Source organism: Paracoccus xiamenensis (assembly GCF_011308835.1).
GTDB classification, from domain to species: Bacteria; Pseudomonadota; Alphaproteobacteria; order Rhodobacterales; family Rhodobacteraceae; genus Paracoccus; species Paracoccus xiamenensis.
Genome location: NZ_JAAOHY010000010.1, coordinates 1 through 19,310, shown reverse-complemented (window position 1 = coordinate 19,310; position 19,310 = coordinate 1). Strand labels below are relative to the sequence as shown.

Sequence of the window (19,310 nt, the reverse complement as noted above, 5' to 3'; positions counted from 1 at the left end):
ACAACCCCCGCAGCCATAAGCCGCGGGGGTCATACAAGATTCTGGTGGGTGATAACGGATTTGAACCGCTGACATCTTCGATGTGAACGAAGCGCTCTACCACTGAGCTAATCACCCGTGCGGCGCTAGATAGCGACCCCCGCCAACCCATGCAAGGGGGAACCGTTGTTTTTTGCGGACAGGCTGGCTCGATGTCGGCTGCGGCCTGGTTGAACTGCACTCTGACTGCCTGGCGGTCGCACACGAAAAAGGGCGCGGAGGTTTCCCCCCACGCCCTTTCGTCATTTCATGGCTGGTGGCTCAGTGCGCCGTCGGCGCAGCGCCACCCTGCTCGTTGCGGGCTTTGGCCTGACGGGCGGCCTCGGCGGCTTCTTCGGCCGCCTCGTCCCACTCGACCGGCTCGGGCATCCGCACCAGCGCGTGCTTCAGAACCTCACGCACGTTCGAAACCGGGATGATGGTCATCCCTTCCTTCACGTTGGCCGGGATCTCAACCAGGTCCTTGGCATTGTCTTCCGGGATCAGCACGGTTTTGATACCGCCCCGCAGCGCCGCCAGCAGCTTTTCCTTCAGCCCGCCGATCGCCAGCGCGTTGCCGCGCAGCGTGACCTCGCCGGTCATGGCGACGTCCTTGCGGACCGGGATGCCGGTCATCACCGACACGACCGAGGTCACCATGGCCAGACCGGCCGAAGGGCCATCCTTGGGCGTCGCACCTTCGGGAACGTGAACGTGGATGTCCCGACGTTCGAATTCCGGCGGCTTAATGCCCAGTTCCGGCGCGATGGAGCGGACGAAAGACGATGCCGCGTCGATCGATTCCTTCATCACCTCGCCCAGCTTCCCGGTCGTTTTCATGCGACCCTTGCCCGGCAGCTTCAGCGCTTCGATCTGCAGCAGATCGCCGCCCACCTGCGTCCAGGCCAGCCCGGTGACGACACCGACCTGATCCTCTGCTTCGGCCAGACCGAAGCGGTGCCGGCGCACGCCCAGATATTCCTCGACCTTTTCGGGCGTGACTTCGACCGTCTTGGTCTTGCCCTTCAGGATCTCGGTCACGGCCTTGCGGGCCAGCTTGGCGATCTCGCGTTCCAGCGAACGGACACCGGCTTCGCGGGTGTAATAGCGGATGACGTGATCCAGCGCCTCGTCCGAGACGGTGAATTCGCCCTTCCGAAGACCGTTCGCCTTGACCTGCTTGGGCAGCAGGTGACGGCGCGCGATCTCGCGCTTCTCATCCTCGGTGTAACCGGCCAGCGGAATGATCTCCATCCGGTCCAGCAGCGGCCCAGGCATGTTATAGCTGTTGGCCGTGGTCACGAACATCACGTCAGACAGATCGTATTCCACCTCGAGATAGTGGTCGACGAAGGTCGAGTTCTGTTCGGGGTCCAGAACCTCCAGCATCGCCGAAGCCGGGTCGCCACGGAAATCCTGCCCCATCTTGTCGATTTCATCGAGCAGGATCAGCGGGTTCGTGGTCTTGGCCTTTTTCAGCGCCTGGATGATCTTGCCGGGCATCGAGCCGATATAGGTCCGACGGTGGCCGCGGATTTCGGATTCGTCGCGCACCCCGCCCAGCGAGATACGGATGAATTCGCGCCCCGTGGCCTTCGCCAGCGACCGGCCAAGCGAAGTTTTACCCACGCCCGGAGGGCCGACAAGGCTGAGGATCGGGCCTTTCAGCTTCTGGCTGCGCGCCTGCACGGCCAGATATTCGACGATCCGTTCCTTGACCTTTTCCAGACCATAGTGATCGGCGTCCAGCACCTGTTCGGCCTTGCCCAGATCCTTCTTGGTGCGCGATTTCACGCCCCATGGCAGCGCCAGCAGCCAATCCAGATAGTTGCGGCTGACCGTGGCTTCGGCCGACATCGGCGACATCGACTTCAGCTTTTTCAGTTCGGATTCAGCCTTTTCGCGGGCTTCCTTGCTGAACTTGGTATTGGCAATCTTTTCTTCCAGCTCGGCCAGCTCGTTGCCGCCGTCCTCGCCGTCGCCCAGTTCCTTCTGAATGGCCTTCATCTGCTCATTCAGATAGTACTCGCGCTGGGTCTTCTCCATCTGGGTCTTGACGCGCGACTTGATTTTCTTCTCGACCTGAAGGACGGACATTTCGCCCTGCATCAGGCCGTAAACCTTTTCAAGCCGTTCCGCCGTCACCAGCGTTTCCAGCAGGTCCTGCTTCTTGGCAATGTCGATGCCAAGATGACCCGCGACCAGATCGGCCAGCCGTTCGGCTTCCGTGGTTTCCGCCACGGTCGAGACGACCTCGTCCGGGATGTTCTTGCGAACCTTGACGTATCTTTCAAATTCTTCCGCCACCGCATTGGTCAGCGCGGTCACCGTATCGGCATCGCCCGATTCTTCGATCAGCGGGGTCGCCTCCGCTTCGAAATAGTCGGGATTGTCGATGAAGCTGGTGATTTCGACGCGGCGTTGACCTTCGACGAGCACCTTGACGGTGCCGTCGGGCAGCTTCAGCAGTTGCAGCACATTGGCCAGGACACCGATGCGATAGATGCCATCGGCGGTCGGTTCATCGACCGCGGCATCCTTCTGGGTCGCCAGCAGGATCGGACGATCCTCGGCCATGACCGCTTCAAGAGCCCGCACAGATTTGTCGCGACCGACGAACAGCGGCACGACCATGTGCGGGAACGCGACGATGTCGCGAAGCGGCAGCACGGGATGCGAATGATTAAGTTCGGTCATGTTCTTCCTTTCAAGCCCGAGGGCGCGCGTCCCGATATCGGCGATGCGGACCCCCTGCGTCCCCCAAATCTAGGGTGCCGAAGGGTGCGTTTCAATGCCGCAGGCGCGCCAGCTTGCGCTATGAAAAAGCCCGGCGCGGGGCCGGGCTTTTTCCATTTTCACATCAGCTGATCACGTTTCGCTGCCGTCGTCATTGCCACCGGCCAGAACCACATCGGCGTCGGGCGTGGCAACCACATCCTCGGCCACCGGGGCGGCCAGTGCCGCGGCCGCTTCGGCCTCGGCACGACGTGCCTCGATCACCTCGGCGTCGCGATCGGTTGCGATCTTCTTCATCCGCATGGTCGCGCCACCGGTCCCGGCCGGGATCAGCCGGCCGACGATGACGTTTTCCTTCAGGCCGACCAGCTTGTCGCGCTTGCCCTGAACGGCGGCTTCGGTCAGCACGCGGGTCGTTTCCTGGAAGGACGCGGCACTGATGAAGCTGCGGGTTTGCAGCGACGCCTTGGTGATGCCCAGCAGGACCGGCTCGCCCGAGGCGGGCTTGCCGCCCTTGGCGGTGATCTTGGCGTTTTCTTCCTCGAACTCGTCACGCTCCACGTGTTCACCCTTCAGCAGCGTGGTGTCGCCGCTGTCCAGGATCTCGATCTTCTGCAGCATCTGGCGAACGATCACCTCGATGTGCTTGTCGTTGATCTTCACGCCTTGCAGACGATAGACGTCCTGCACCTCGTCAATGAGATAGTCGGCCAGGGCCTCGATCCCCATGATGCGCAGGATGTCATGCGGCGCCGGGTTGCCGTCCATGATGTACTCACCCTTCTGCACGAAGTCGCCTTCCTGCACCGGGATGTGCTTGCCTTTGGGCACCATGTATTCGACGGCATCCAGGTTGTCGTCAGCCGGTTCGATGGTGATGCGGCGCTTGTTCTTGTAGTCCTTGCCGAAGCGCACATAACCGTCGATCTCGGCGATGATGGCGTGGTCCTTCGGACGGCGGGCCTCGAACAGTTCTGCCACGCGCGGCAGACCCCCGGTGATGTCCTTGGTCTTGGCACCTTCACGCGGGATACGGGCGACCACGTCACCGGCCTTGATCTCCTGCCCGTCTTCGATCGACAGAATCGCGTCGACCGACATCGGATAGGTGACCGGGTTGCCCTGATCGTTGCGGACCGGTTCGCCATCGGCATCGACGACCAGGATCTCGGGCTTCAGGTCGCCGCCCTTGGGGGTCGAGCGCCAGTCGGTCACGATCTTCTGGGTCATGCCGGTCGCGTCGTCGGTCTCGTCGCGGACCGACAGGCCCGAGATGAGGTCGACGAATTTCGCGGTCCCCGCCTTTTCGGCGATGATCGGCAGCGTATAGGGATCCCATTCGAACAGCTTCTGGCCGCGAATGACCTCGTCACCCTCTTTCACCATCAGCTTCGAGCCGTAGAACAGCTTGTGCGACGCCACCGGCTCGCCCTGCTTGTTCATCAGGTTGAGCGTCATGTTGCGCGCCATCACGATCTGCTCGCCGGCGTCGTTGGTGATGATCGCCTCGTTTTCGAAGGCAACGGTGCCTTCCTGGTTCGCGGCGGTGAAGGATTGCTGACCACCCTGCGCCACGCCGCCGATGTGGAAGGTCCGCATCGTCAGCTGGGTGCCGGGTTCACCGATGGACTGGGCGGCGATGATGCCGACCGCTTCACCGATATTGACCAGCGTGCCACGGGCCAGGTCGCGGCCATAGCACATCGCGCAAACGCCATCTTCCGATTCACAGGTCAGCGCCGAACGGATGCGCAGCTTCTGCACGCCCGCCGCTTCGACCGCATCGGCCTTGCGTTCGTCGATCAGCTCGCCCTGACGGACGATGACTTCATCGGTGCCCGGAACCATCACGTCCTCGGCCGCGGTGCGGCCCAGAATGCGCTCGCTCAGCGGCGAGATGACCTCGCCGTCGTTGACCGCCGCCGAAGCGGTGATCGCGCGATCGGTGCCGCAATCGTATTCGCGCACGATGCAATCCTGCGCCACGTCGACCAGACGACGGGTCAGGTAACCCGAGTTCGCCGTCTTCAACGCGGTATCGGACAGACCCTTCCGGGCGCCGTGGGTCGAGTTGAAGTATTCAAGAACGGTCAGACCTTCCTTGAAATTCGAGATGATCGGCGTCTCGATGATCTCGCCCGACGGCTTGGCCATCAGGCCGCGCATCCCGCCAAGCTGCTTCATCTGCGTGACAGAGCCCCGCGCACCCGAGTGGGCCATCATATAGACCGAGTTCGGTTCCATTTCGGCGCCCTTCTCGTCGGTTTTCACCTTCGAGATGGTGGCCATCATGGCATCGGTCACGCGGTCGTTGCACTTCGACCAGGCGTCGACGACCTTGTTGTACTTCTCGCCCTGGGTGATGAGACCGTCCAGATATTGCTGTTCGAACTCTTTGACCTGGTCCTGAACTTCCTCGACGATGTTCCACTTGTTGTCGGGAACCACCATGTCGTCCTTGCCGAAGGAAATCCCGGCGCGGAATGCCTCGCGGAAGCCAAGGCCCATGATCTTGTCGCTGAAGATCACGGCCTCTTTCTGGCCGCAATAGCGATAGACGGTGTCGATGACGTGCTGCACGTCTTTCTTGCGCAGCAGGCGGTTGACCAGTTCGAACGGCGCCTTGGCGTTCATCGGCAGAAGCGCACCCAGCCGCAGACGGCCGGGGGTGGTTTCAAACCGGGTCATCACCTCGTTGCCGTCTTCGTCGATCTGTTTCAGACGGGCGGTGATCTTGGCATGCAGATGCACCTCGCCCGAGGCGAGCGCGTGCTCGACCTCGTCGATGCTGGTGAACAGCATACCTTCGCCCTTCATGCCCTCGCGCATCATGGTCGTGTAATACAGACCAAGGATCATGTCCTGCGACGGAACGATGATCGGCGCGCCGTTGGCGGGCGACAGAACGTTGTTCGTCGACATCATCAGGACGCGTGCTTCCAGCTGCGCTTCAAGCGACAGCGGAACGTGAACGGCCATCTGGTCACCGTCGAAGTCGGCGTTAAAGGCCGAACAGACCAGCGGGTGCAGCTGGATCGCCTTGCCCTCAATCAGGATCGGTTCAAAGGCCTGAATGCCCAGACGGTGCAGCGTGGGCGCACGGTTCAGCAGAACCGGGTGCTCGCGGATCACCTCGTCAAGGATATCCCAGACCTCGGGACGCTCTTTCTCGACCAGCTTCTTGGCCTGCTTCACGGTCGAGGAATAGCCCTTGGCTTCCAGACGCGAATAGATGAACGGCTTGAACAGCTCCAAGGCCATTTTCTTCGGCAGGCCACACTGGTGCAGCTTCAGCTCCGGCCCGGTCACGATGACCGAACGGCCCGAGAAGTCGACCCGTTTCCCCAGCAGGTTCTGGCGGAAGCGGCCCTGCTTGCCCTTCAGCATGTCCGACAGCGATTTCAGCGGGCGACGGTTGTTGCCCGTGATGACGCGGCCGCGACGGCCGTTGTCGAACAGCGCGTCGACCGATTCCTGCAGCATCCGCTTTTCGTTGCGCACGATGATGTCGGGCGCACGCAGCTCGATCAGGCGCTTCAGGCGGTTGTTGCGGTTGATAACGCGGCGATACAGGTCGTTCAGGTCGCTTGTCGCGAAACGGCCACCATCCAGCGGAACCAGCGGGCGCAGTTCCGGCGGGATGACCGGGATCACGGTCATGACCATCCATTCCGGGCGGTTGCCGGATTCGAGGAAGCTCTCGACGATCTTCAGGCGCTTGATGATCTTCTTCGGCTTCAGTTCGCCGGTCGCCTCTTTCAGTTCCTCGCGCAGCTGGTCGGCGGTTGCCGCAAGGTCGATATTCGACAGCATGGCACGGATCGCCTCGGCGCCGATATCGGCCTGAAAGGCGTCAGCGCCGAACTGGTCCTGCGCGTCCAGATATTCTTCCTCGGACAGCAGTTGGCCATAGGAAAGATCCGTCAGACCCGGCTCGATCACGACGTAGTTTTCGAAATACAGGATCCGTTCCAGATCGCGCAGCGTCATGTCCAGCATCAGGCCGATGCGCGAGGGCAGCGACTTCAGGAACCAGATGTGGGCGACCGGCGCGGCCAGTTCGATATGGCCCATACGCTCGCGGCGGACCTTTTGCAGGGTCACTTCCACGCCGCATTTTTCGCAGACCAGACCGCGATATTTCATGCGCTTGTACTTGCCGCACAGGCATTCGTAATCCTTGATCGGGCCAAAGATACGCGCGCAGAACAACCCGTCACGTTCGGGCTTGAATGTACGGTAGTTGATGGTTTCGGGCTTCTTCACCTCGCCATAGGACCAGGCCAGAATTTCTTCGGGCGAGGCCAGCGAGATCTTGATTTCGTCGAACTGCCGCGGCTGGGCCAGCGGGTTCAGGGGGTTGGTGGCGAGTTCCTGGTTCATTTTCAATTCCTAATGAGGGGCGCGGAGGGAGAGCGGTGCGTGAGGATCACGCACCCTACGAAACCGTCCGTAGGGTGCGTGCTTGCACGCGCCGTTACTCGTCTTCCTCCGCATCCAGGAGTTCCATGTTGAGGCCCAGACCCCGGACCTCTTTGACAAGAACGTTGAACGATTCCGGGACGCCTGCCTCGAAATTGTCCTCGCCCTTGACGATGCTTTCATAGACCTTGGTCCGGCCTGCCACGTCGTCCGACTTGACCGTCAGCATTTCCTGCAGGGTATAGGCGGCGCCGTAGGCTTCCAGTGCCCAGACCTCCATCTCACCCAGACGCTGACCACCGAACTGCGCCTTACCACCCAGCGGCTGCTGCGTGACAAGCGAGTACGGACCGGTCGAACGGGCGTGCATCTTGTCGTCAACAAGGTGATGCAGCTTCAGGTAATACTTGACGCCGACGGTGACGGGACGCGCGAACGCCTCGCCGGTGCGGCCGTCGAAGACCACCGACTGACCCGAGGTGTCGAACCCTGCCCGGCGCAGCGCGTCGTTGACGTCGCCTTCCTTGGCACCGTCGAAGACCGGGGTCGCAATCGGCACACCGGCGCGAACGGCGTTCGCGTGTTCCAGCAGCTGATCATCGCCCATGCCGTCGAAGGTCTGGGTATACATCTCGTCGCCATAGCCGTTCTTCATGGCGGCGCGCACGCCGTCCATGTCGCCCGAGCCGTTGCGGAACGCTTCCAGCGCCTCGTCGATCTGGATCCCCAGACCGCGCGCGGCCCAGCCCATATGGGTTTCAAGGATCTGACCGACGTTCATGCGCGACGGCACACCCAGAGGGTTCAGAACGATGTCGACCGCAGTACCGTCAGCAAGGAACGGCATGTCTTCGATCGGGACGACCTTCGACACAACACCCTTGTTGCCGTGACGACCGGCCATCTTGTCACCGGCCTGCAGCTTGCGCTTCACCGCGACGAAGACCTTGACCATCTTCATCACACCCGGAGGCAGGTCGTCGCCCTGACGGACCTTTTCAACCTTGTCCTCGAAGCGGGCCTCAAGGGCCTTCTTCTGAGCGTTGAACTGGTCGTGCAGCGCCTCGACTTCCTTGGCGGTGTCTTCGTCGCCGATGGCCAGCTGCCACCACAGCCCGCGCGAGATCGAGGAAAGCAGCTCGTCATCGACGGTGCTGTTCGCCTTGATGCCCTTCGGACCCTTCACGGCGGTCTTGCCCGAGATCAGCGTTTTCAGGCGCGCATAGATGTTACGCTCCAGAATCGCCAGCTCGTCGTCGCGGTCGCGCGACAGGCGCTCGACTTCTTCGCGTTCGATCTGCAGCGCACGCTCGTCCTTGTCGACACCGTGACGGTTGAAGACGCGGACCTCGACGATGGTGCCGTAAGCACCCGGCGGCAGACGCAGCGAGGTATCGCGCACGTCCGAAGCCTTTTCGCCGAAGATGGCGCGCAGAAGCTTTTCTTCCGGCGTCATCGGGCTTTCGCCCTTGGGCGTGATCTTACCGACCAGAATGTCGCCCGGACCAACCTCGGCACCGATATAGACGATGCCAGCCTCATCCAGATTGCGCAGCGCTTCTTCGCCGACGTTCGGGATGTCGCGGGTGATTTCTTCCGGCCCCAGCTTGGTATCGCGGGCGGCGACTTCGTATTCGTCGATATGGATCGAGGTGTAGACGTCGTCGCGGTGGATCCGCTCGGAAATCAGCACCGAGTCTTCGTAGTTATAGCCGTTCCACGGCATGAAGGCGACGATCACGTTCCGGCCGATGGCCAGTTCGCCCTGATCGGTCGAGGGACCGTCAGCGATGACCTGACCTTTCACCACGCGCTCACCCACCTTGACCAGCGGGCGCTGGTTGATGGTCGAGGACTGGTTCGAACGCTTGAACTTGCGCAGACGGTAAATGTCCACGCCAGCATCGCCCGCGCCCAGATCTTCGGTGGCGCGCACAACGATACGCTGCGCATCGACCTGGTCGATGACGCCCGAACGGCGCGCCATGATGGCGGCCCCGGAATCGCGCGCAACGGTGGCTTCCATGCCGGTGCCGACAAACGGCGCCTCGGCCCGCAGAAGCGGAACCGCCTGACGCTGCATGTTCGCGCCCATCAGGGCGCGGTTGGCGTCGTCGTTTTCAAGGAACGGAATCAGCGCCGCAGCGACCGAGACCAGCTGTTTCGGTGACACGTCGATCAGGTCGATCGCATCCACCGGGTTCAGCGTGAAGTCGCCGGCCTGACGGGTCGAGATCAGCTCGTCCACGAACTTGCCGTCGCCGTCCAGCGTCGCGTTGGCCTGCGCCACGGTGTGACGCATTTCCTCGGTCGCGGACATATAGACCACGTCGTCGGTCACCTTGCCCTCGACCACTTTGCGGTAGGGGGTTTCGATGAAGCCGTACTTGTTGACGCGGGCGAACGTCGCGAGGCTGTTGATCAGGCCGATGTTCTGACCTTCTGGCGTTTCAATCGGACACATCCGACCGTAATGGGTCGGGTGAACGTCGCGAACCTCGAAGCCTGCGCGTTCGCGCGTCAGACCGCCCGGCCCAAGCGCCGAGAGGCGGCGTTTATGGGTCACTTCCGACAGCGGGTTGGTCTGGTCCATGAACTGCGACAGCTGCGAAGAGCCGAAGAATTCGCGGACAGCCGCCGCCGCCGGCTTGGCGTTGATCAGGTCCTGCGGCATGACGGTGTCGATCTCGACGCCCGACATACGCTCGCGGATGGCACGCTCCATGCGCAGCAAGCCGACGCGATACTGGTTTTCCATCAGCTCGCCGACCGAGCGCACCCGGCGGTTGCCGAGGTGGTCGATATCGTCGATCTCGCCCTTGCCGTCGCGGAGTTCGACCAGACCCTTGATGCAGGCCACGATGTCTTCCGGGCGCAGCGTGCGCTGCGTGTCCGGCGCATCCAGATCCAGACGCATGTTCATCTTGACCCGGCCCACGGCGGACAGGTCGTAACGCTCGCTGTCGAAGAACAGGCTGTCGAACATGGTCGAGGCCGCTTCCACGGTCGGCGGCTCACCCGGACGCATGACGCGATAGATATCCATCAGCGCCTGATCGCGGTTCATGTTCTTGTCGGCCGCCATCGTGTTGCGGATGTAAGCGCCCACGTTGACGTTATCGATGTCCAGCACCGGGATCTCGGTGATGTCATTGTCCAGCAGCACCTTCAGGCTGCCGCCCGAAAGCTCACCGTCCTTGTTGTATTCGGCAGTAATCTCGTCGCCCGCTTCGGCATAGATGAAGCCGGTGGTGTCGTTGACGATATCCTTGGCGACATAGCGGCCGATGATCTGCTCGAACGGGACCAGCAGGTCGATATCCTTGCCGCCTTCCAGCAGCTGCTTGACCTGACGAGGGGTAACCTTGTCGCCGGCACTGGTGATAACCTCGCCGGTTTCGGCATTCACCAGATCGAAGGCAGGACGCGAGCCGCGCATGCGTTCGGGGAAGAAGCGCGTGACCCAGCCGCCCTCGGCGCCCTTCTTCGGGCGACGCAGGGTGAAGGAAACGGTCTTGTAGAAAGCATCCATGATGCCTTCCTGATCCATGCCAAGCGCATAAAGCAGCGTCGTCACCGGCAGCTTCCGGCGGCGGTCGATGCGCGCGAAGACAAGGTCCTTGGCGTCAAATTCAAAGTCCAGCCAGGAACCGCGATAGGGAATGATCCGGCAGGCGAACAGCAGCTTGCCCGAGGAATGGGTCTTGCCGCGGTCGTGGTCATAGAACACACCCGGCGAACGGTGCATCTGCGACACCACAACCCGCTCGGTGCCGTTCACAATGAACGTCCCGTTCTGGGTCATCAGGGGCATATCGCCCATGAAGACGTCCTGTTCCTTGATGTCCTTGACCGACTTGGCGCCGGTGTTTTCGTCGACATCGAAGACGATCAGGCGCAGCGTGACCTTCAGCGGCGCAGCATAGGTCATGTCGCGGGCCTGGCATTCGTCGACGTCGTATTTCGGCTTTTCCAGCTCGTATTTCACGAATTCCAGCGTCGCGGTCTCGTTGAAATCCTTGATCGGGAAGACCGACTGGAAGACACCTTGGATCCCCTCGCCGTCGGCATGCTTTGCGCCGTCGCCCGAGTTCAGGAACAGGTCATAAGAGGATTTCTGAACCTCGATGAGGTTCGGCATTTCAAGAACTTCGCGAATGTTGCCGTAATTGCGCCGGATGCGCTTCTGGCCGACATAGGACTGCGCCATGGGGTATTGCACCTTTCGTCTTGACACGCGCGCACCGTCGGGGCCCGGTGCGTGCGGCCTGCGAATGTCAGGGGTTCCAGTTCAATACCTGCCGCCCGTCCCACCGCGCGGCTCCCGAACCTGAACATGCCCTGAGGGAAGCTGATGCCATGTAGGCACTGAATCAGCGTCCTTCAAGACAGGTTCGGCAGGGACCGGGAAACCCCGGACCCTGCCAATTTTCTTTCCCAAAGGAACCGAATTACTTCAGTTCGACCTTGGCGCCAGCCGCTTCGAGCTTTTTCTTCATCTCTTCGGCTTCGTCTTTGGCAGCGCCTTCTTTGACTTTGCCACCAGCTTCGACCAGGTCCTTGGCTTCTTTCAGGCCCAGACCGGTGATGCCGCGCACCTCTTTGATCACGTTGATCTTGTTGGCGCCGGCGTCGACCAGGACGACGTCGAATTCGGTTTTTTCTTCAGCAGCTTCGGCAGCACCAGCAGCCGGGCCAGCCATCATCACAGCGCCGCCAGCGGCGGGCTCGATGCCGTACTCATCCTTCAGGATGGTTTTCAGTTCCTGGGCTTCCAGCAGGGTCAGGCCCACGATTTCTTCGGCGAGTTTTTTCAGATCAGCCATTTTTCCGTTCTTTCCAGTTTAGTGTTCCAACGTCGGACATCAGCCACACGTCGGGAAGGGGTTGCATCAGGCAGCTTCGCGCTCTTCGAGCGTCGTAAGGATGCCCGCGATGTTCGAAGCAGGTGCGCCAATCGCACCGGCGATGTTCGAAGCAGGCGCGCCAATGCAGCCCACGATCGAAGCAATAAGCTCCTCACGCGACGGCATGGCAGCGACGGCTTTGACACCGGCCGGATCAAGGGCCGTGTCACCCATTGCACCGCCCAGGACGACGAACTTGTCATTGTCCTTGGCGTATTTGTCCGCGACCTTGGCCGCAGCCACAGGATCATCGGAATAGGCGAGCACGGTCATACCCGTCAGGTAGTCGGCGATGCTTGCGCATGGCTTACCTTCCAGGGCGATCTTGGCGAGCCTGTTCTTGGCAACGCGAACGGACCCACCTTCTTCGCGCATACGCGCGCGCAGGTCCTGCATTTGTGCAACCGTCATCCCTTCGTAGCGGGCAACCACCACGACGCCAGAGCCATCAAAGATCTGGCCGAGTTCTTCGACCACCTGTTCTTTTTGCGCTCTATCCACGGTTTACTCCAAGTTTGGGGGCGAACCCCCGGCTCTCACTTTCCCTCGGCTTGTTGGGCCGCGGGTCGGGTCCGTTAACGATGGACCCGAGATCACCCGAGGAGAGCCCCCGGAAAAATGGTCTCGACTTCCATCTCGGGAAGGACATTAAGCCGCGCGCGGCACCCTCCGTCTCGGACAGGAACAGGCCGACGAAACGAATCGCTCGCCCGCCTGAAGGGCCTGCTTTAGCCTTGGTTTACGCTGAATGCAACCGCCCCAGCGGATGCACTGGATGCAATTGCAGAAATCTCATTTCCCGCCGCGCTTTTCTTGGCGCTTGCGGCATGTTAGGCCGAGAAAATCCAAGGGAGAAAATTCCAGCATGTCAACGACACGCATATTCGGGTATATGCGATTTTCCTATCTCGGGCGCAGCGATGTGAAACTTGCACGGCGCCATGACGACCTAGAGTATCGCAAAAGCGTGCTTTATGCACCCGACCGCCTTGAGGAACGGTTCTATTTCTTTGAAAAGATCTGCCTGCCCTCGCTGAAATGGCAGAGCGATCAGGATTTCCGGTTCGCAATCTTCACCTCACCCGAACTGCCGGAACCGTTCCAGCAGCGACTGGCACGCGTCACCAGCGACCTGCCGCAGGTTGAGATCGTCTATGACACTGCGGCACATATCAATGATGCCATCCATCCGTGGATGGCGCGGCAGGATGTCATACAGGACAGGCGGACTTTGCACTTTCGCCTGGATGACGATGACGCGCTGTCCACTGACTTCGTCGCAACGCTGCATGATCATATCGACCGTGTCCCGGAAAATTCGATCATCAGCCGCCCGACCGGGCTGTTTCTGATGAACGCCCCCGAAGGCCCGCAGCTGCTTGCCAAATTCGAACCTCACATCGCCATCGGCTTTGCCATCGTGAATGGGCCGGGCAAAATCCGCAATCCCTATGCACTGATGCATCGCGGTCATCATCGCATGGCACCATCGCTTAGTCTGCCTTGGCCGCTGGCTTATATCCACACAGCCCACGCCGAATCCGACACGATCGCCGCGCAGGCCAAGAAGCTGGCAGAAGCGAAGGCCGATCACGATTATCGTTTCGGGAATCGGCCCCGGCGCTTCATGCAGGCTGTCCGCGCAAGCTTCAACGATCTGAGACCCGAGCACTTCACCAAGATCATCCAGAACGCACCATCTCTTTCGGGACAGCCGCCAACAGAAAAAGCCCCGGTCTAAGACCGGGGCTTTCTGTTTCCTACGGGTTGCGCGGCTTACTGCGCGGCAACCGCGTCAGCCACGTCGATCGAGACACCCGGCCCCATGGTCGAGCTGATCGAGACCTTCTTGACATAGGTGCCCTTGGCGCCAGTCGGCTTGGCGCGGTTCACCGCCTCGATGAAGGCGCGAACGTTTTCAGCGATCTTGTCGGCGTCAAAGCTGACCTTGCCGATACCGGCATGAACGACACCGGCCTTTTCGGCCTTGAACTGGACCTCACCGCCTTTGGCGGCGGCGACGGCTTGCGCCACGTCCATGGTCACGGTGCCGACCTTGGGGTTCGGCATCAGGTTGCGCGGGCCCAGGATCTTGCCCAGGCGACCGACCAGCGGCATCATGTCCGGAGTGGCAATGACGCGATCAAAATCGAGCTTGCCGCCCTGGATCGATTCCAGCAGGTCTTCCGCACCGACGACTTCCGCACCGGCGGCCTTGGCTTCGTCAGCCTTGGGGCCACGGGCGAACACGGCGACGCGAACGTCCTTGCCGGTGCCGGCAGGCAGCTGGACCACGCCGCGGACCATCTGGTCAGCGTGGCGCGGGTCGACGCCCAGGTTCATCGCGATTTCGATGGTTTCATCGAATTTCGCCGAAGCGGATTCTTTCACCAGCTTGACGGCATCAGCAACCGTCAGGTTGGCTTTGCCTTCGAAGGCGGCACGAGCCGCGGCTTTTTTCTTTGCAATCTTCGCCATGGCTTAGCCCTTCACCTCGATGCCGATCGAACGAGCCGAGCCGGCGATGATTTTCATCGCTTCTTCAACCGTGTTCGCGGACAGGTCCTTCATCTTCATCTCGGCGATTTCGCGAACCTGCTTGCTGGTCACGGTGCCGGCGGTCGAACGACCGGGCTTTTCCGAACCCTTGGCGCGGTTGCGCTTGCCCTGCGGCTTCAGGCCGGCGGCCTGCTTCAGCAGATAGGACGCGGGCGAAGTCTTGGTTTCAAAGGTGAACGACTTGTCGGCGTAATAGGTGATCACGACCGGAACAGGCGAACCCTTGACCATTTCCTGCGTCTTGGCGTTGAACGCCTTGCAGAATTCCATGATGTTGATGCCGCGCTGACCCAGGGCGGGACCAACCGGCGGCGAAGGAGTCGCTTCCTGCGCCTTGATTTGCAGCTTCAGCTGCCCAACTACTTTCTTGGCCATCTGGCCCTCTCCTTATCATCGTGCCCGGCCGGAATGGCGCGAGCCCTGACTTAGTGGTCCGGTCGGGTCAGACCCGAACCTCCCACGACATCACGTCAGGCGGTTTTGGACACCTGCGTGAATTCCAGTTCGACCGGCGTCGGCCGGCCAAAGATCGACACCGTGACCTTGATGCGGTTGGCGGCGTCGTCGACTTCTTCCACCGTGCCCGAGAAGCCCTCGAACGGGCCGTCGGTCACGTTCACCGTCTCGCCGATGTCGAAACGGATCAGGTTACGCGGCGCGATTTCGGCCCCGCCCTCACCGGTGCGGTGCAGGATCAGGTTCACTTCGTCGTCGCGCATGGGCGAGGGCTTGCCCTGCTGCCCCAGGAAACCGGTCACCCGGTTGATCGAGTTGACCAGGTGATAGGTGCGGTCGTTCAGCTCCATCCGCACCAGCACATAGCCGGGCATGAAGCGACGCTCGGAGGTCACCTTCTTGCCGCGCCGGATCTCGATCACCTCTTCGGTGGGAACCAGCACTTCGTCGATCTCGTCTTCCAGCGCCTTTTCGACCACCGCCTGGCGGATCGCCTCGGCGACCTTCTTTTCGAAGTTCGACAGGACGCTGACCGAGTACCAACGTTTTGCCATGTTCCGATCGACCTCTGATTCGTCGGACGGGCCTGCCGTCCAAATGATTCCGTTCAGCCCGAAAATGAAACCGGCGCGCAACGAATCGTGCACGCCGTCATCCGGACAGTCCGGGCGGGGATACAGCCGCCCGGTCCTGAATGCAACCCCGTCAGCCCGTGAAGCCGACCAGCCAGGCCAGACCGGTGCGGATGGCCAGATCGACAAGGAAGAAGAAGATCGCCGCAAGCGTTGCCATGATGAAGACCATGATGGTCGTCGTCATGACTTCGCGCCGGGTGGGCCAGGTAATCTTGGCGGCCTCGGCGCGGACCTGGGACAGAAACTGTGCGGGATTGGCCATCGGGGATCCTCGGTGTTGCAGCCGGTCAGATAAACCGAAGCGCGCGAGGTTTCAAGCCACAGCGAACGATGAAGCGCCCTGCCCCGCCCTGATCCCTGCCGCCAACAGACAATATGCCAGCCGCTGCCGTGATGGCGCGGGCGCAAGCAAGGATCATGCTGAAAGGATGGCCGGCGGACCGTTCCATGGTCCTGGCCGGATGCGACTGGCAGGGGTTGGGGGACTCGAACCCACGACCCTCGGTTTTGGAGACCGATGCTCTACCAACTGAGCTAAACCCCTAAGCCGCGGCGCCTGATTAGTGCGGATTGCCGGCACGCGCAAGGGGGGAACGCATCGCGACGTGAAAGCGTCGCGATGCGTAGCAGGGCCCGGCGCTTATTCGGCCGCGTCGGCGCTGTCGCTGTCATCGGCGACCAGAAAGCCCCCTGATTGCCGCGCCCAGAGCCGGGCATAGAGGCCGCCAGCCGCCAGCAGTTCGGCATGGGTGCCCTGTTCGGCGATTCGGCCCTGATCCAGCACGATCAGCCGGTCCATCGCCGCGATGGTGGACAGCCGGTGCGCAATCGCGATCACCGTCTTGCCCTCCATCAGCAGATCGAGACGCGACTGAATCGCCGCCTCCGCCTCGCTATCCAGCGCCGAGGTCGCCTCGTCCAACACCAGGATCGGCGCGTCCTTCAGCGCCACCCGCGCGATGGCAATCCGCTGGCGCTGACCGCCCGAAAGCTTGACGCCGCGTTCGCCGACATGCGCCTCCAACCCGCGCCGACCGTGGCTGTCCGACAGACCAGGCACAAAGTCCTGCGCCTCGGCCATGGTGACGGCCCGGTCAATATCCGCGTCCGAGGCATCGGGGCGGCCATAGGCAATATTGTCGCGGACCGAGCGGTGCAGAAGGCTGCTGTCCTGCGTCACTACACCAATCGCCGCGCGCAGGCTGTCCTGCGTCACCTGCGACACGTCCTGCCCGTCGATGGTGATGGTCCCGCTTTCGACATCGTGGAAACGCAGCAGCAGGTTCACCAGGGTCGACTTCCCGGCACCGGACCGGCCGATCAGGCCCACCCGCTCGCCCGGTGCGATATGCAGGGTCAGGTCGTCCAGCACCGCAAGCGGCCGGTCGGTTTCATCGGCGCCATAGCGGAAGGTCACATCGTCGAAATGCACCGCACCCGGCCCGGTGACCAGCGGCGCAGCGCCCGGCTGGTCCTGCACCATGCGCGGCATGGCCAGAGACGAAATCCCGTCGCGAACGGTGCCGACATTTTCGAACAGGGCGGCGAATTCCCACATGATCCAGTGCGACATGTTGTTCAGCCGCAGCGCCAGCGGGATCGCGACAGCCAGCGCACCTACACTGATCACGCCGCCGGTCCAAAGGATCAGCCCTACCGCCGATACCGCCGCGACCAGCACAACGTTGATCACCGTCAGCAGGATGTCCTGCAAAGCGGACAGGCGCATCTGCCTGTAGACGGTCTGCAGGAAACCATCCATGCCGGCATGCATCCACCGCTCCTCGCGGTCGGAATGCGAGAAAAGCTTGACCGTCGCGATATTGGTATAGCTGTCGACGACCTGCCCGGTCATGGTGCTGCGCGCGTCGGCCTGTTGCTGAGCCACCTGCGCCAGCCGCGGCACGATCACGCGCAGCAGCGTGCCGTAAGCGATGGCCCAGACGACAAAGGGGATCGCCAGCCGCCAGTCCTGACTGGCCGCCAGCACCAGCGCGCCGATAAAGTAGAACAGTACATAGACGCCGACATCGACGATCTTCATCGCCACCTCGCGCACGGCAAGCGCGGTCTGCATCAGCCGCTGCGCGATACGACCGGCGAATTCGTCCTGAAAATAGCCGACCGACTGACGCAGCAGATAGCGATGCGCCTGCCAGCGGATGCGCTGCGGGAAATTGCCCAGCATGGTCTGATGCATGATCATGCTGAACAGCGCATTCAGCCCCGGCAGCACCAGCAGCAGCAGGACCGCCATGAGCATCAGCCGACCGCCCTCGACCTGCCAGAACTGGTCGGGCGGCGTGTCGGCCAGCCGGTTCACCAGATCGCCCAGATAGCCGAACAGCACCACCTCGACGATGGCGATCAGCCCGGCACCCAACGCAAGCAGGGCCAGCCACGGCAGCGCGCCGCGCGAATAGTGCAGCAAGAAACCCCAGAAGCTGCGCGGGGGCATTTTGGGCGGGTCGGACGGATAGGGATCCAGCCGGCCTTCAAACCAGCGAAACATGATAAAATCCAATATTGTAGAATAGGATAGGTGTGCCTGATGCGCCCCGATGTCAAGCGCCCCACCCCGCCTTGCCCGCGAAGGGGGCAGTGGCTGGCCGTCCGCCACTGCCCCGGTTCCGGCCGATCATGGCCTGACGCGGCTCAGCCCGCGGCGGCGTCGTGGAAGACGGCCTCAATATTGTTACCATCAGGATCCAGCACAAAGGCGGCGTAGTAACCGGGGTGATATTCCGGCCGCAGGCCCGGCGCGCCGTTGTCACCCCCACCTGCCGCCAGCGCCGCCGCGTGGAACGCATCGACCGCCGCCCGGTCCACGGCCACGAAAGCCACGTGGGCACTGCCTGACGCGCGCTTGGCAGTGCCGATCCAGAAGAAGGGCTTGCCTTCGCGGCCCATCCCCAGATGCTCACCGTGACCACCGGTCATTTCCTCGGTCACCTCCATCATCGGGGCGATTCCCAGCGGGCGCAGCGCGCTTTCATAAAACTGCCGCGCGCGGCCAAGGTCTGAAACCGCGAATCCAATATGGTCAATCATCACATGCTCCTGTTGCGAGGACGCGAGTATTGTTCACAGCTGCTGACAAGACGTGTCAGCAGGCGCCCCCCTTCAGCACACGAAGAAGGCCGCCCCGAGGGGCGGCCTTCCATCACGATATCCTTTGGCCCAAGGGCTTCGGATCACTCGATGATTTTCGACACCACGCCGGCGCCGACGGTGCGGCCGCCTTCGCGGATGGCGAAGCGCAGTTTTTCTTCCATCGCGATCGGGGCGATCAGTTCGACCTCGAACTTCAGGTTGTCGCCCGGCATCACCATTTCCGTGCCTTCCGGCAGCTTCACGGTCCCGGTCACGTCCGTCGTGCGGAAGTAGAACTGCGGGCGGTAGTTCGCGAAGAACGGGGTGTGGCGGCCGCCTTCTTCCTTGGTCAGGATATAGGCCTCGGCTTCGAACTTGGTGTGCGGGGTCACCGATTTCGGCTTCACCAGAACCTGGCCACGCTCGACGCCGTCACGGTCGATGCCGCGCAGCAGAACGCCGACGTTGTCGCCAGCTTCCCCGC

Annotated in this window: 13 protein-coding genes and 2 tRNA genes; 1 reads left to right on the top strand and 14 read right to left on the bottom strand. The window is 61.9% G+C overall.

Annotation, left to right across the window (positions count from 1 at the left end; genetic code table 11):
- Positions 1-42: 42 nt before the first annotated feature.
- The 6 genes from G7044_RS16160 to rplJ form a co-directional block, all read right to left on the bottom strand.
- A tRNA-Val gene (locus G7044_RS16160) sits at positions 43-117 on the bottom strand.
- 183 nt (positions 118-300) lie between these two features.
- On the bottom strand, positions 301-2,715 hold the full coding sequence (lon, locus tag G7044_RS16155; RefSeq protein ID WP_166330752.1) for an endopeptidase La: 2,415 nt from the start codon (positions 2,713-2,715) through the stop codon (positions 301-303).
- Between the two features lie 171 nt (positions 2,716-2,886).
- Entirely contained in the window at positions 2,887-7,137 is a 4,251-nt protein-coding gene (gene rpoC / locus G7044_RS16150; protein WP_166330750.1) for a DNA-directed RNA polymerase subunit beta', read from the bottom strand.
- Between the two features lie 94 nt (positions 7,138-7,231).
- The gene (gene rpoB / locus G7044_RS16145) at positions 7,232-11,386 is read right to left on the bottom strand and encodes a DNA-directed RNA polymerase subunit beta (protein WP_166330748.1); all 4,155 of its coding nucleotides are present in this window, start codon (positions 11,384-11,386) and stop codon (positions 7,232-7,234) included.
- Between the two features lie 241 nt (positions 11,387-11,627).
- Positions 11,628-12,002 carry a 50S ribosomal protein L7/L12 gene (gene rplL, locus G7044_RS16140; RefSeq protein WP_166330747.1) on the bottom strand — a complete coding sequence of 125 codons (375 nt, stop codon included), beginning with the start codon at positions 12,000-12,002 and terminating at the stop codon, positions 11,628-11,630.
- A gap of 66 nt (positions 12,003-12,068) precedes the next feature.
- Positions 12,069-12,584 (bottom strand): 50S ribosomal protein L10, encoded by a 516-nt coding sequence (gene rplJ, locus G7044_RS16135; RefSeq protein ID WP_166330745.1) that lies wholly within the window; start codon positions 12,582-12,584, stop codon positions 12,069-12,071.
- Positions 12,585-12,948: 364 nt separating this feature from the next.
- Between rplJ and G7044_RS16130 the strand changes: the two genes are divergently transcribed.
- On the top strand, positions 12,949-13,824 hold the full coding sequence (locus G7044_RS16130; protein WP_166330743.1) for a glycosyltransferase: 876 nt from the start codon (positions 12,949-12,951) through the stop codon (positions 13,822-13,824).
- Positions 13,825-13,859: 35 nt separating this feature from the next.
- Here the strand turns inward: G7044_RS16130 and rplA are convergent, their stop codons facing one another.
- The 8 genes from rplA to G7044_RS16090 all read right to left on the bottom strand — a co-directional run.
- Positions 13,860-14,561, bottom strand: a complete 702-nt coding sequence (rplA, locus tag G7044_RS16125; RefSeq protein WP_166330741.1) for a 50S ribosomal protein L1 — start codon at positions 14,559-14,561, stop codon at positions 13,860-13,862.
- Between the two features lie 3 nt (positions 14,562-14,564).
- Complete coding sequence (gene rplK / locus G7044_RS16120) at positions 14,565-15,017, bottom strand: 50S ribosomal protein L11 (protein ID WP_166330739.1); 453 nt, start codon at positions 15,015-15,017, stop codon at positions 14,565-14,567.
- 95 nt (positions 15,018-15,112) lie between these two features.
- Positions 15,113-15,652 (bottom strand): transcription termination/antitermination protein NusG, encoded by a 540-nt coding sequence (gene nusG, locus G7044_RS16115; protein WP_166330737.1) that lies wholly within the window; start codon positions 15,650-15,652, stop codon positions 15,113-15,115.
- 151 nt (positions 15,653-15,803) lie between these two features.
- Positions 15,804-15,995 (bottom strand): preprotein translocase subunit SecE, encoded by a 192-nt coding sequence (gene secE / locus G7044_RS16110; RefSeq protein WP_166330735.1) that lies wholly within the window; start codon positions 15,993-15,995, stop codon positions 15,804-15,806.
- A gap of 206 nt (positions 15,996-16,201) precedes the next feature.
- Positions 16,202-16,277 (bottom strand) — tRNA-Trp (locus G7044_RS16105).
- A gap of 96 nt (positions 16,278-16,373) precedes the next feature.
- Positions 16,374-18,245 carry an ABC transporter ATP-binding protein gene (locus tag G7044_RS16100; RefSeq protein WP_166330733.1) on the bottom strand — a complete coding sequence of 624 codons (1,872 nt, stop codon included), beginning with the start codon at positions 18,243-18,245 and terminating at the stop codon, positions 16,374-16,376.
- Between the two features lie 143 nt (positions 18,246-18,388).
- The gene (locus G7044_RS16095; RefSeq protein WP_166330731.1) at positions 18,389-18,784 is read right to left on the bottom strand and encodes a VOC family protein; all 396 of its coding nucleotides are present in this window, start codon (positions 18,782-18,784) and stop codon (positions 18,389-18,391) included.
- 143 nt (positions 18,785-18,927) lie between these two features.
- Positions 18,928-19,310: EF-Tu C-terminal domain-related protein (locus G7044_RS16090; protein WP_456238500.1), on the bottom strand; the 383-nt coding region annotated here is incomplete at its 5' end.

Bases quoted from the DNA above. Each gene is read 5' to 3' on its own strand.
- lon (WP_166330752.1), bottom strand. From the start codon at position 2,715: ATGACCGAACTTAATCATTCGCATCCCGTGCTGCCGCTTCGCGACATC.
- rpoC (WP_166330750.1), bottom strand. From the start codon at position 7,137: ATGAACCAGGAACTCGCCACCAACCCCCTGAACCCGCTGGCCCAGCCG.
- rpoB (WP_166330748.1), bottom strand. From the start codon at position 11,386: ATGGCGCAGTCCTATGTCGGCCAGAAGCGCATCCGGCGCAATTACGGC.
- rplL (WP_166330747.1), bottom strand. From the start codon at position 12,002: ATGGCTGATCTGAAAAAACTCGCCGAAGAAATCGTGGGCCTGACCCTG.
- G7044_RS16130 (WP_166330743.1), top strand. From the start codon at position 12,949: ATGTCAACGACACGCATATTCGGGTATATGCGATTTTCCTATCTCGGG.
- rplA (WP_166330741.1), bottom strand. From the start codon at position 14,561: ATGGCGAAGATTGCAAAGAAAAAAGCCGCGGCTCGTGCCGCCTTCGAA.
- rplK (WP_166330739.1), bottom strand. From the start codon at position 15,017: ATGGCCAAGAAAGTAGTTGGGCAGCTGAAGCTGCAAATCAAGGCGCAG.
- nusG (WP_166330737.1), bottom strand. From the start codon at position 15,652: ATGGCAAAACGTTGGTACTCGGTCAGCGTCCTGTCGAACTTCGAAAAG.
- secE (WP_166330735.1), bottom strand. From the start codon at position 15,995: ATGGCCAATCCCGCACAGTTTCTGTCCCAGGTCCGCGCCGAGGCCGCC.
- G7044_RS16100 (WP_166330733.1), bottom strand. From the start codon at position 18,245: ATGTTTCGCTGGTTTGAAGGCCGGCTGGATCCCTATCCGTCCGACCCG.
- G7044_RS16095 (WP_166330731.1), bottom strand. From the start codon at position 18,784: ATGATTGACCATATTGGATTCGCGGTTTCAGACCTTGGCCGCGCGCGG.